Annotated in this window: 12 protein-coding genes; 7 read left to right on the top strand and 5 right to left on the bottom strand. The window is 70.9% G+C overall.

Annotated elements, in window-relative coordinates:
* The first annotated feature begins 82 nt into the window (after window positions 1–82).
* Both ACZ45Q_RS06710 and ACZ45Q_RS06705 read left to right on the top strand, forming a co-directional pair.
* Window positions 83–547: a MerR family transcriptional regulator gene (locus ACZ45Q_RS06710; protein WP_468255905.1), complete on the top strand. Its 465-nt coding sequence runs from the start codon at window positions 83–85 to the stop codon at window positions 545–547.
* A complete protein-coding gene (locus ACZ45Q_RS06705) occupies window positions 544–1,557 on the top strand; it encodes an aldo/keto reductase (protein ID WP_468255902.1) in 1,014 nt (337 codons plus the stop codon). The genes ACZ45Q_RS06710 and ACZ45Q_RS06705 overlap by 4 nt, the downstream gene beginning before the upstream one ends.
* Before the next feature lie 3 nt (window positions 1,558–1,560).
* Here the strand turns inward: ACZ45Q_RS06705 and ACZ45Q_RS06700 are convergent, their stop codons facing one another.
* The 3 genes from ACZ45Q_RS06700 to ACZ45Q_RS06690 all read right to left on the bottom strand — a co-directional run bounded on the left by ACZ45Q_RS06700 (window position 1,561) and on the right by ACZ45Q_RS06690 (window position 4,416).
* The gene (locus ACZ45Q_RS06700) at window positions 1,561–2,412 is read right to left on the bottom strand and encodes a DUF4429 domain-containing protein (protein WP_468255899.1); all 852 of its coding nucleotides are present in this window, start codon (window positions 2,410–2,412) and stop codon (window positions 1,561–1,563) included.
* Window positions 2,413–2,478: 66 nt separating this feature from the next.
* Window positions 2,479–3,717, bottom strand: coding sequence for an alpha/beta hydrolase (locus ACZ45Q_RS06695; protein ID WP_468255896.1), 1,239 nt, complete (start codon window positions 3,715–3,717; stop codon window positions 2,479–2,481).
* An 81-nt stretch (window positions 3,718–3,798) separates the two neighbouring features.
* Window positions 3,799–4,416, bottom strand: coding sequence for a TetR family transcriptional regulator (locus ACZ45Q_RS06690; RefSeq protein ID WP_468256469.1), 618 nt, complete (start codon window positions 4,414–4,416; stop codon window positions 3,799–3,801).
* Between the two features lie 207 nt (window positions 4,417–4,623).
* On the opposite strand from ACZ45Q_RS06690, the gene ACZ45Q_RS06685 reads away from it, so the two are divergent.
* The gene (locus tag ACZ45Q_RS06685; protein ID WP_468255893.1) at window positions 4,624–6,240 is read left to right on the top strand and encodes an MFS transporter; all 1,617 of its coding nucleotides are present in this window, start codon (window positions 4,624–4,626) and stop codon (window positions 6,238–6,240) included.
* Between the two features lie 207 nt (window positions 6,241–6,447).
* Complete coding sequence (locus ACZ45Q_RS06680; protein WP_468255891.1) at window positions 6,448–6,756, top strand: small hydrophobic protein; 309 nt, start codon at window positions 6,448–6,450, stop codon at window positions 6,754–6,756.
* 127 nt (window positions 6,757–6,883) lie between these two features.
* Here the strand turns inward: ACZ45Q_RS06680 and ACZ45Q_RS06675 are convergent, their stop codons facing one another.
* Window positions 6,884–7,633: a potassium channel family protein gene (locus ACZ45Q_RS06675; protein ID WP_468255888.1), complete on the bottom strand. Its 750-nt coding sequence runs from the start codon at window positions 7,631–7,633 to the stop codon at window positions 6,884–6,886.
* A 71-nt stretch (window positions 7,634–7,704) separates the two neighbouring features.
* On the bottom strand, window positions 7,705–10,452 hold the full coding sequence (gene aceE, locus ACZ45Q_RS06670; RefSeq protein ID WP_468255885.1) for a pyruvate dehydrogenase (acetyl-transferring), homodimeric type: 2,748 nt from the start codon (window positions 10,450–10,452) through the stop codon (window positions 7,705–7,707).
* 412 nt (window positions 10,453–10,864) lie between these two features.
* Between aceE and ACZ45Q_RS06665 the strand changes: the two genes are divergently transcribed.
* The 3 genes from ACZ45Q_RS06665 to ACZ45Q_RS06655 all read left to right on the top strand — a co-directional run bounded on the left by ACZ45Q_RS06665 (window position 10,865) and on the right by ACZ45Q_RS06655 (window position 12,618).
* On the top strand, window positions 10,865–11,302 hold the full coding sequence (locus tag ACZ45Q_RS06665; protein ID WP_468255882.1) for a DUF3052 domain-containing protein: 438 nt from the start codon (window positions 10,865–10,867) through the stop codon (window positions 11,300–11,302).
* Between the two features lie 129 nt (window positions 11,303–11,431).
* Entirely contained in the window at window positions 11,432–11,890 is a 459-nt protein-coding gene (locus ACZ45Q_RS06660; protein WP_468255879.1) for a peroxiredoxin, read from the top strand.
* A gap of 152 nt (window positions 11,891–12,042) precedes the next feature.
* Entirely contained in the window at window positions 12,043–12,618 is a 576-nt protein-coding gene (locus tag ACZ45Q_RS06655; protein WP_468255876.1) for a calcium homeostasis/redox stress adaptation protein, read from the top strand.
* Window positions 12,619–12,675 lie beyond the last annotated feature (57 nt).

Below are 12,675 nucleotides of genomic sequence, written 5' to 3'. Positions count from 1 at the left end.
GCCGGCGTCCGGCGCTCGTGCCCGTCGCTTCCCGGCGAATCCGCTTGCTTGGAGCGCACTCCAAGGTCCTAGCGTTGAGGCCATGACGGTGACGGAGAGCACGGCCCCCCAGAGCGACAGCTGTGCCGGACCGCCCCGGCGGGACCGCCGGCCGGACGGCGAGGACAAGTACACGATCAGTGAGGTCGCCGCCCTCACCGGCCTCACGGCGCACACCCTGCGCTGGTACGAGCGGATCGGCCTGATGCCGCACATCGACCGGTCCCACACCGGGCAGCGGCGCTACCGCAACCGCGACCTCGACTGGCTCGACCTCGTCGGCAAGCTCCGGCTCACCGGCATGCCGGTCGCGGACATGGTGCGCTACGCCGGACTCGTCCGCGAGGGCGACCACACCTACCCCGAGCGGTTCGAACTGCTGAAGGCGACCCGGGAGGACGTGCTGGCCAGGATCACCGAACTCCAGGGCACGCTTGCCGTGCTCGACCGCAAGCTCACCTTCTACGCGGACGCCGGGCGCGCCCTGGCGTCGGAGAGGTCCCGATGACGGACGGCAGGATCGCGACGGCAGGGCTGGGCACGGACGGCCCCGAGGTGGGCGTCCAGGGCCTGGGCTGCATGGGCATGAGCTTCGCCTACGGCCCGGCGGACGCCGACGCGTCCCGGGCGACCCTGGAGCGGGCGCTGGAACTGGGGGTCACGCTCTACGACACGGCGGACGCCTACGGCGACGGGGACAACGAGCGGTTCCTGGCGCCGTTCTTCCGGGCGCACCGCGACGAGGTCGTCGTCGCCACCAAGTTCGCCCTGACGATCCCGCCGGACGAACCGTGGAAGCGGGTGATCCGCAACGAACCGGCGTACATCCGGCAGGCCGTCGAGGCCAGCCTGCGGCGCCTCGGCGTCGACGTGATCGACCTGTACTACATGCACCGGCGGGACGTGAACGTGCCGATCGAGGAGAGCGTCGGCACCATGGCCGAGCTGGTGCGCGAGGGCAAGGTCAAGCACCTGGGGCTGAGCGAGGTCACGGCCGGTGAGCTGCGCGCCGCGCACGCCGTGCATCCGATCGCCGCCGTGCAGTCGGAGTGGTCGCTGTTCAGCCGGGACATCGAGGCGCGGGTCGTCCCCGCGGCCCGGGAGCTGGGCACCGCCCTCGTGGCGTACTCCCCGCTCGGCCGGGGCTTCCTCACCGGCTCCGTCACCGGCACCGACGGCCTCGCCGACGACGACTTCCGCCACCGGCAGCCCCGTTTCACGGGCGAGAACGCGCGGGCCAACGCGGCCCTGCTGGAACCCGTGCGCACGGTCGCCGCGGCACACGGCGCCACCCCCGGTCAGATCGCCCTGGCCTGGGCGCAGCAGCGGGCGCGGGTGCACGGCCTGCCCGTCGTCCCCATCCCGGGCACCCGCAAGCCCGGCCGGGTGGAGGAGAACACGGCTGCGACCCGCATCGTCCTGACCGACGACCAGCTCTCCCTGCTGGACCCGATCGCGGAGAAGGTGGCGGGGGACCGGTACGCGGACATGACGTTCACGTCGAAGGGGCGGGAGTAGGCGCTACAGCTCCGCCAGCAGTTCCGCCTTCTTCGAGGAGAACTCCTCGTCGGTCACCAGGCCCGCCTGGTGCAGTTCGCCGAGGTGGCGGATGCGTTCGGCGATGTCCGCCGGGTCGCGGCGGGGCCCCGCGGTGGCCGGCACCGCGACGGGGCCCGCCGTGCGGACGGCCGCCAGCACCGCCGCCGCGAACGGCAGCGACTCGTGCACCGCCCCGTACCCGAGCCCGAACACGACGGACGCCGGGTCCTGGTCGGCCTGCGCGGACGCCGTCCCCGCCCCGTCCCGGCTCTGGAGCCGCAGATAGCCCTCGAACACCTCCGGGGACCGCCACTCCACGCCGCTGAGGTCGGCGACCGCGAACGTCTGGTCCCCGGCCTTCCACTTCGCCGAGGACGCGCCGGTCCAGAACCACCGGAACGACACCGACGTCCCGTCGAAGGACGCCTTGCCGTCGTACGCCTTGAAGTGCAGCGGTGCCTCGGGCGCCGCCACCATGAACGCGTCGGCCGGTCCCTGCGCGGTGAGCCGGGCGCGCAGCTCGTCGGCGTAGTACTCGGCGAGCGTGTCCCGTTCCGCCGGCAGCACCAGCCGGTAGGGGTCGGCGCTCTCCTTCAGCTGTCCCGCCGCCGCCTCCAGCAGCGGGTCCGCGCCGGGCCGCAGCTCGGCGCGGAGCACGACGGTGCCGCGCCTGCCGGGTGTCAGCGTCACCCCGGCGATCGCCTCCAGCGGCACCCGGCGCTCCCCGAGCGCCTGGAAGAGCTTCGGTGTCCGAATCCCCCGTTCGTAACGGATGAGCACGGAGTCGGACTCGAACTCCCAGGCGGCATGAAATCCGGCCAGTACGTCACCCATGCGGCTCATCGTATGCGGCACGAGCTTCTTCGTCCCCTCCCCGCGCAGACCGCGGTTCTTCCGCCTCTACGCGCGTCCGGCCGTCGCCGTACCGGACAAACCGGCCCGGCAGGCCTCGCTTCCGTGCGCGCAGTCGACCGCGCGGTATGCGCCGACGCCGATCTCCGCGAAGTTCGTCAGGCTCTCCGTGCCCGGCACGAAGTAGCCGCTGTGCCCCTTGGCGCCCCGCGCCGACAGCACCCGCGCCCCGAACGCGGCCGAGACCGGGTCGGCGCCGTGGCCGAGCCCGCCCAGCTCCAGGTAGGGCACGTCCTGGATCCAGTCGTCGGCGTCCCGCATCGCCCACACCCGCGCCGAGGTGCGCAGCTGGGAGACCGTCTCGGCGCGCATCCCGGGGCTCCCCGCCACCGCTATGTCGGCCACCCGCGCGGGCAGCTTCTGTGCGGCCAGCCCGCACACCACGGAGCCGTAGCTGTGGCAGAACAGCGAGACCGGCCCCTGCCCGGGCAGCGCCCGCACCAGCGCGTTCAGCCGGACGGCCCCGCCGGCGGCGCGCGTGGCGGTGGCCGCGTCCATGCCGACCCCGCTGGGCGCGGTGTAGTCGGCCCAGGCGATCACGGCCGTCCGCGTGTCCGGGCTGATCTCGCGCTCCGCCTTGTACAGCGCCTTCGCCATGCCGACCGGCGCCGCATGGCTGCGGTGGGTGCGCTGGAAGGTGAGCAGCTCGGTGTCGGAGCCGGGGACGACGACGGAGACGCGCTCGGCGCGGTCCAGGTCCCCGAAGACCTCCGCGACACGCCCCGAGCCCGCCGGGTCGAAGGCCAGGATGTTCCGGTCCGGGCGCAGCAGTGACTCGTAGCGGTGCAGCCGGCGGCCCGCCTCCTGCTGCCCGGCGGGCGTCAGACGGCTGTCGTGCAGGCGTTTTCGCTCTTCCGAGCGCGCCTTGCGCAGCGCCACCCGGTTGGCCTCGTAGCGCAGCTGAACGGGAGCGCCGTTCATGTTGCCGACCGCGAGGGGGTAGCGCTGGGCCAGCCGGGCCCGCTGCGCCTCGGTGAGCGAGGCGAAGAACCGGGCCAGCCGGGCCGGGGCCGCCTGCGCGTCGGGCAGGGCCCTGCCGCCGATCCGGCCGTCCTCCCAGGCGGCGACGGAGGCCTCGAGGGCCGGTGTCGCGCGCTGCTGGCGCAGGGCCGTCCAGCCGGTGGTGGCCAGCATCACGAACACCACGGCCAGGGCGAGCAGTGCGCGCCAGACGTTCAGCTGCGGGGACGTCTCGAACAGGTGCGGGGAGGTGTCGAAGGAAGTCACTGGGAGGACACACTAGGAGAACGAGAGGGTCTCGCGTGAACCGAGTGACGCGGATCACGTTTCGTTCATGTGATATGGGGATCAGGTGGTCCGCCAAGTGCCGGTCAGCGCCGGTCCCACCTGGTCGAGATACGTGGCGGTCAGTTCACGCAGCGCGGTCAGGCCCGCGTCCTCGCCCGCCGACCAGATCCGCTCCGTCACCCTCATCACCGCGCCGAAGACGGCCACCAGCACCCGGGGGCGCGGGTCCGTGTCGACATCGAGCCCCTCGCGGTCGGCGACGATGCGCGCGACCTCCTCCTCCAGCTCCGTCGCGCGCCGCAGGTGCGCGGCGAGCAGCGCGGGCGTGGACTCGACCACCCGGTAGAAGCGCATGTGCAGGTCGAGCGGGACCAGCTGTTCGATGGCCGCGCCGATGCCGTCCCAGCTCTCCGTCAGCGCCCGGCACAGCGCCTCGAACGGCGCCTCGCCGGGCGGGCGCCCCCGCACGGCCTCCACGAAACGCCCCTCGGCGAGCCGGGCGACGAAGAACGCCGCTTCCTCCTTGCCGGCGAAGTAGCGGAAGAAGGTGCGCTGCGAGACGTCCACGGCCGCCGCGATGTCGTCGACGGTCGTCTCCTCGTAGCCGCGCTCGGTGAACAGCTCCAGGGAGGCCCGCAGCAGCGCGTCCCGGGTGCGCTGCTTCTTGCGCTCGCGCAGGCCGGGGCCGCCGCCGGCGGTGCCGGGTGCCGGCGCGCCGCCGCTGCCGGTTCTGCTCGACGGGGCGCTCACATGGGCGCTCAAACGGGCTCTCCTCGTCGTTGCTTGGGTGGTTTCCCCAGTTCAGGCTATAGGGGAATGTCGTGTCAGTTACCGACTAGTGAATTCGTTTGTCAATTGTCAGTGGCTGTCATTACTGTCGAACACATGACTAGTCAGACCACCATCGAGCCGGCGGGACCGGGGGACAAGGCGCCCACCCCGTCGGACGCGGCACCGGCCAAGGGGCTGCGCGGGCACCCTTGGTTCACGCTCATAACCGTCGCGGTCGGGGTCATGATGGTGGCCCTCGACGGCACCATCGTGGCCATCGCCAACCCGGCCATCGGCAAGGACCTGGGCGCGAACATCTCCGATCTCCAGTGGATCACCAACGCCTACTTCCTCGCCCTGGCGGTCTCGCTGATCACCGCGGGCAAGCTCGGTGACCGCTTCGGGCACCGGCAGACCTTCCTGATCGGCGTCGTCGGCTTCGCCGCGGCGTCCGGCGCCATCGGCCTGTCGGACAGCATCGCGATGGTCGTCACCTTCCGCGTCCTCCAGGGCCTGTTCGGCGCGCTGCTGATGCCGGCCGCGCTGGGCCTGCTGCGGGCCACCTTCCCGGCCGAGAAGCTCAACATGGCCATCGGCATCTGGGGCATGGTCATCGGTGCCTCCACCGCGGGCGGCCCGATCCTCGGCGGTGTGCTGGTCGAGCACGTCAACTGGCAGTCGGTGTTCTTCATCAACGTGCCGGTCGGTGTCCTCGCCGTCGTCCTCGGCGTCTGGATCCTGCTGGACCACCGCGCGGAGAACGCGCCGCGCTCCTTCGACCTGCCCGGCATCGCGCTGCTGTCCGCCGCCATGTTCTGCCTGGTCTGGGCCCTGATCAAGGCGCCGGAGTGGGGCTGGGGCGACGGCAGGACGTGGGGGTTCATCGGCGCGTCGGTGGTCGGCTTCGTGGTGTTCGCGCTCTGGGAGCAGCGGGTGAAGGAGCCGCTGATCCCGATGGCGCTGTTCCGCTCGGTGCCGCTGTCGGCGGGTGTCGTCCTGATGGTGCTGATGGCCATCGCGTTCATGGGCGGCCTGTTCTTCGTCACCTTCTACTTGCAGAACGTGCACGGGATGAGCCCGATCGACGCCGGCCTGCACCTGCTGCCGCTCACCGGCATGATGATCGTCGGCTCTCCGCTGGCGGGCGTGATGATCACGAAGGTGGGACCGCGGATTCCGCTGGCGGGCGGCATGGTGCTGACCGCCGTCGCCATGTTCGGGATGTCCACGCTGGAGAAGGGCACGGGCAGCGGCCTGATGTCGCTGTGGTTCGCCGTGCTCGGCCTCGGTCTGGCGCCGGTCATGGTCGGCGCCACGGAGGTCATCGTCGGCAACGCGCCGCTGGAGCTGTCGGGCGTGGCGGGCGGCCTCCAGCAGTCGGCCATGCAGATCGGCGGCAGCCTCGGTACGGCGGTGCTGGGAGCCGTGATGGCCTCCAAGGTCGACAGCGACCTTGCGGGCAACTGGGCGGACGCGGAGCTTCCGCCGCTGACGCCGGAGCAGTCGGCGCAGGCCTCCGAGGCGGTGCAGGTCGGTGTGGCGCCGGTGCCCGAGGGCGTGCCCGGGGAGGTCGCCGCGAAGATCACGGACGTCGCCCACGACACGTTCCTGTCCGGGATGAGCCTGGCGTCGCTGGTCGCGGCCGGGGTGGCGGCGGTCGCCGTGCTGGTCGCGTTCCTCACCAAGCGGGGGGCGAACGCGGAGGCCGGTGCGGGCGTGGGGCACATCTGACGGTTCCCCTATCAGGGTGACAAGACCGGTCGGCCCTCCCCCTCTTACGCCGTTTCAGGTCACAGTGGGTCAAGTCCTCCGCAGGGCATGGGGGGCGGAGGAGGCTGCGGCGCGCTGCTGGAGGGGGGCAGCGCGCAGGCAGCCTTGTCCTCGTTTTCGGGGGTACTCGCACATCGAGCCCGAATCGGGGAAACCATCGGGGAGTTGATGATGGCGAGCTTCGGACGAGGAACGCGCAGGTACCCCCGCTCACGTGGCCGGACGGGGTCACGGACCGGGCCGGATCGCGCGACGCTCGGAGTCGTCGGAGTCGTCTGTGCGGTCGCCGGCTTCTTCGTACTGGGGATCCTGCTGGGTCCCGTGGCGATCGTCTGCGGCTGGCTGTCCATGGGCCGCACCTGGGCGGGCTCTCGCAATCTCCCGGCCCTGGTCGCCGTGGTCCTGGGCGCCGTCGACACCCTGCTGGCCCTGACCTGGCTGACCGGGGCGGGCCCGCTGAACAACGGCCTGCTCTGACCCGGCCCGGCCGACGGGCCGCGGCGCCGTGGGGGATGCCCGCGGCGCCGCGGCCTGCACCGGCGCTCCGCCGGGCCGCGCGAACGCCCCCCACCACACCGGCCCCCACCCCGGCCCCGGCGCCGGATCACTCGGCCGCTCGTCGCTCCCGGAGCGTCGTCACCTCCGCCCGCAGGGCCCGCACCTCCTCCGTCAGCTCCCGGATCGCCTCCGTCTGCCGGCGTCCCTCCACGTCCTCCTTCTCGAACCGCGAGATGAACCACGCCGCGATGTTCGCCGTGACGACACCCAGCAGCGCGATCCCGGACAGCATCAGCCCGACCGCCAGCAGCCGCCCCAGCCCGGTCGTCGGCGCCAGGTCCCCGTACCCCACGGTCGTCATCGTCGTGAACGACCACCACACCGCGTCACCCAGCGTCCTGATGTTCCCGCCCGGCGCGTCCCGCTCCACCGACAGCACCGCCAGGGAGCCGAACATCATCAGCCCCGTCACCGACCCGACGACGTACGTCGTCAGCCGGACCTGCGAGGCCATCCGGGCCCGCCGCCCCACCAGCAGCAGCGTCGACACCAGCCGCAGCAGCCTGAGCGGCTGGAGCAGCGGCAGTGCCACCGCGCACAGGTCCAGCCAGTGGGTCCGCACGAACCTCCAGCGCCGCTCGGCCAGCCAGAGCCGCACCACGTAGTCCACCGCGAACGCGGCCCACACCACCCACTCGGTCGCCATGCAGGCGAAGATCAGCGACTCGCCGGCCGAGCTGTACACGATGGGTACGGCGTAGGCGACGGCGAACAGGACCGCCAGCCACAGGAGCGGCCGTTGCGTGCGGCGCTCCCAGCGCTCCCGTGCCGTCGGTTCCTCGGTGCCCACGTTCATGCCCGCATCGTAGGGAAACGGACGAGGGCGGCGGAGCCGCGGCCCCACCGCCCTCGTAGCCGTACGGCGTGCTACGCGTCGCCGCCCGCCACGCCCGGGTCCGCCGCCGTCACGTCGAGCAGCCGGTAGCGGTCGACGGCCTGCTTGAGCACCGACCGGTCGACCTTGCCCTCACGTGCCAGCTCGGTGAGGACCCCGACGACGATGGACTGCGCGTCGATGTGGAAGAACCGCCGGGCCGCGCCCCGGGTGTCCGCGAAGCCGAAGCCGTCCGCGCCCAGGGACTGGTACGTGCCCGGCACCCAGCGCGCGATCTGGTCCGGGACCGAGCGCATCCAGTCGGACACCGCGACGAACGGGCCCTGGGCCCCGGCCAGCTTCCTGGTCACGTACGGCACCTGCTGCTCCTCCTCCGGGTGCAGCAGGTTGTGCTCCTCGCACGCCACCGCCTCGCGGCGCAGCTCGTTCCACGAGGTCGCCGACCACACGTCGGCCTTCACGTCCCATTCCTCGGCGAGGATCCTCTGCGCCTCGACCGCCCAGGGCACCGCGACGCCCGACGCCATGATCTGCGCCGGGATCGAGCCGCCCGTGCCCTCGCTGAAGCGGTAGACGCCCTTGAGGATGCCCTCGACGTCCACGTTCTCCGGCTCGGCCGGGTGCTGGATCGGCTCGTTGTAGACGGTGAGGTAGTAGAAGACGTCCTCGCCGTGCGGGTGCTCCTCGGAGCCGCCGTACATGCGGCGCAGGCCGTCCTTCACGATGTGCGCGATCTCGTAGCCGAAGGCCGGGTCGTACGCCACGCAGGCCGGGTTCGTCGAGGCCAGCAGCTGCGAGTGGCCGTCCGCGTGCTGGAGGCCCTCTCCGGTCAGGGTCGTGCGGCCGGCGGTGGCGCCCAGCACGAAGCCGCGGGCCAGCTGGTCGGCCATCTGCCAGAACTGGTCGCCGGTGCGCTGGAAGCCGAACATCGAGTAGAAGACGTACACCGGGATCAGCGGCTCGCCGTGCGTCGCGTACGCCGAGCCCGCCGCGATCAGCGACGCCGTGCAGCCGGCCTCCGAGATCCCGTCGTGCAGCATCTGGCCGTTCGGGGCCTCCTTGTAGGCGAGGAGCAGGTCGCGGTCGACGGACTCGTACTGCTGGCCGAGCGGGTTGTAGATCTTCGCGCTCGGGAAGAACGAGTCCATGCCGAACGTGCGGTACTCGTCCGGCGCGATCAGCACGAAGCGCCTGCCGATCTCCTTGTCCCGCATGAGGTCCTTCAGGAGACGGACGAAGGCCATGGTCGTCGCGATGGACTGCTGACCCGAGCCCTTCTTCACCGTCGCGTACGTCGCGTCACCGGGCAGCGGGAGCGGCTCGGAGCGCACGACGCGGGTCGGGACGTAGCCGCCGAGCGAGCGCCGGCGGTCGTGCATGTACTGGATCTCCTCGGTGTCCCGGCCGGGGTGGTAGTAGGGCGGGGCGCCGGACTCCAGGTCCTTGTCGGGGATCGGCAGGTGCAGGCGGTCGCGGAAGCGCTTGAGATCGTCGACCGTCAGCTTCTTCATCTGGTGCGTGGCGTTGCGGCCCTCGAAGTTCGGGCCCAGCGTCCAGCCCTTGATCGTCTTGGCGAGGATGACCGTCGGCTGCCCCTTGTGCTCCAGGGCCGCCTTGTACGCCGCGTAGATCTTCCGGTGGTCGTGACCGCCGCGTCCCAGGTGCAGGATCTGGTCGTCGGTCATGTTCTCGACCATTGCGCGCAGCCGGTGGTCGTCGCCGAAGAAGTGGTCGCGGATGTAGGCCCCGGACTCGGTGGCGTACGTCTGGAACTGGCCGTCCGGGGTGGTGTTCATGCGGTTGACCAGCACGCCGTCGCGGTCCTGCGCGAGCAGCGGGTCCCAGGTGCGGTCCCACACCAGCTTGATCACGTTCCAGCCGGCGCCCCGGAAGACCGACTCCAGCTCCTGGATGATCTTGCCGTTGCCGCGCACCGGGCCGTCGAGCCGCTGGAGGTTGCAGTTGACGACGAAGGTCAGGTTGTCCAGGCCCTCGCGCGCGGCGATGCTGAGCTGGCCGAGCGACTCCGGCTCGTCCATCTCGCCGTCCCCGAGGAACGCCCACACGTGCGACTTCGAGGTGTCGGCGATCCCGCGCGCGTGCATGTAGCGGTTCATCCGCGCCTGGTAGATCGCGCCGATGGGGCCGAGGCCCATCGAGACGGTCGGGAACTCCCAGAAGTCCGGCATCGAGCGCGGATGCGGGTACGACGACAGCATGTGCGGCGCCTTGGACTTCTCCTGGCGGAAGCCGTCCAGGTGCTCCTCGGTCAGGCGGTCCAGCAGGTACGCGCGCGCGTAGATGCCCGGTGAGGCGTGGCCCTGGAAGAAGACCTGGTCACCGCCGTCGCCCTCGTCCTTGCCCCGGAAGAAGTGGTTGAAGCCGACGTCGTAGAGGGAGGCCGAGGAGGCGAAGGTGGCGATGTGGCCGCCGACGCCGATGCCGGGGCGCTGGGCGCGCGAGACCATCACGGCCGCGTTCCAGCGGGTGGCGTTGAGGATCTTCCGCTCGATCTCCTCGTTGCCGGGGAAGAACGGCTCGCTCTTGGTCGGGATGGTGTTGACGTAGTCCGTGCTGCGCATCTCGGGCACGGCCACGCGCTTCTCGCGGGCCCGCTCGATCAGCCGCAGCATCAGATAGCGGGCCCGCTCCCGGCCGCGCTCGTCCACGGCGGCGTCGAGGGAGTCGAGCCACTCCTGCGTTTCCTCGGGGTCGAAGTCAGGAACCTGACTCGGAAGGCCGCCAATGATGATCGGGTTGCGATCGGATGCGGAAGCCACGCTGTTCCTTCGCTGTCAGAGGGCCGATTACCGGTTTCTCCCGGTTGTCCGGGCCTGCCCGGGTGTGCGCCGGGAGCCTGCGCCGGACCCCATCGTGTACCCAGCGAGGGGAAACGTCATCTCTACCGTGAGGTAACCGGTTCTCCCGCGGGGATCCGGGGCAAGTTCATTCGAGACTCGTACCCATGGATGGTTCCCAAATACGCAAACGGGGCAGAAGGGTGTGGTGTACGTCACCTTCGGCCGGGATGGCATGGCGGGAGTTGCGGCGACACGGCCGGGATCGTCACCGTTTCGGCGGTCCCAGCCGCCGGGTACTTGCGCGATCCGCCCCGCCCGTGTGGACTACGGCCAATGCTTCGCGCACGCGCGTGGCTGAGTTATTCACCAAGACATGATCAGGAGGCAACCCGTGAGCGCGACCGCGGACCACGCGGAGGAGCGGACGAACCCTGCCGCCAGGCTGGGGTTCCAGCCCGGGCAGGTGGTCCAGGAGATCGGCTACGACGACGACGTGGACCAGGAGCTCCGCAAGGCCATCGAGACCGCCGTCGAGAGCGACCTGGTGGACGAGGACTACGACGACGTGGCCGACGCCGTTGTGCTGTGGTTCCGTGACGACGACGGCGACCTGACGGATGCGCTGGTGGATGCCACCACGTACATCGAAGAGGGCGGCGCGATTCTTCTCCTCACGCCGAAGACCGGACGTTCCGGATACGTCGAGCCCAGCGACATCTCGGAAGCCGCGACGACGGCGGGGCTGACCGCCTCCAAGAGCGTCAGCGTCGGCAAGGACTGGAGCGGCAGCCGGCTGGCGACGCCGAAGGCCGCCAAGTCCAAGCGGTAGTCCCGGCTCCGTCCCCGTGACACGAGGGCGGACGGGCCGACGCCGGTCGTCGGCCCGTCCGCCCTGCCGTCGTACCCCCTGCGTAGGGTGTTCCCAGCGAACAACCCCTCCGAAGGGACGAACACGACGATGGCGATCCAGGTCGGCGACAAGGCCCCCGACTTCGAGCTCAAGGACAACCACGGCGCCACCGTGCGGCTGTCCGACTTCCGCGGCCGCAAGAACGTGGTGCTGCTGTTCTACCCGTTCGCCTTCACCGGCGTGTGCACCGGCGAGCTGTGCGAGGTCCGCGACAACCTGCCGCAGTTCTCCGACCGCGACACCCAGGTGCTCGCCGTCTCCAACGACTCCATCCACACCCTGCGGGTCTTCGCCGAGCAGGAGGGCCTGGAGTACCCGCTGCTCTCCGACTTCTGGCCGCACGGCAACGTCTCGCGCGCCTACGGCGTCTTCGACGAGGACAAGGGGTGCGCGGTGCGCGGGACCTTCATCGTCGACAAGGAGGGCGTCGTGCGCTGGACCGTCGTCAACGGTCTGCCGGACGCCCGCGACCTCGGCGCGTACGTGAAGGCGCTCGACACGCTGTGACCCGACACCGGTGATTTCTCGGCCGCAGGGCCTGCGAGCGGCGGGAACCCGTCACTAGGATCGAATCGTTGATCCGGTATCCACCGCACTTCACCGCACGACATCCGACGCACGACGGGGCGAGGGCGCCCCTGGACACCAATGGAGGACTCGTGGGAGTCAGCCTCAGCAAGGGCGGCAACGTATCGCTGACCAAGGAGGCCCCCGGCCTGACCGCGGTCATCGTCGGTCTGGGGTGGGACGTCCGCACCACGACCGGCACCGACTTCGACCTCGACGCCAGCGCGCTGCTGCTGAACAACGCGGGCAAGGTCGCCAGCGACCAGCACTTCATCTTCTTCAACAACCTCAAGAGCCCCGACGGCTCCGTCGAGCACACCGGCGACAACCTCACCGGTGAGGGCGAGGGCGACGACGAGCAGATCAAGGTCGACCTGGCGAACGTCCCGGCCGACGTCGAGAAGATCGTCTTCCCGGTCTCGATCTACGACGCCGAGAACCGCCAGCAGTCCTTCGGCCAGGTCCGCAACGCCTTCATCCGCGTGGTGAACCAGGCCGGCGGCGCGGAGATCGCCCGCTACGACCTCAGCGAGGACGCCTCCACGGAGACCGCGATGGTCTTCGGCGAGCTGTACCGGCACGGCGCGGAGTGGAAGTTCCGGGCCATCGGCCAGGGGTACGCCTCCGGCCTGCGCGGCATCGCGCAGGACTTCGGCGTGAACGTCTGAGCGAGCACCTCGTCCGTCCGGCGCCGCACGGTTCGCGTGCGGCGCCGGACGTGCAGA

The organism is Streptomyces sp. NPDC031049, assembly GCF_055571015.1.
Note: the sequence above shows the minus strand (reverse complement) of the source record. Positions and strands in the feature narration are given on the sequence as shown.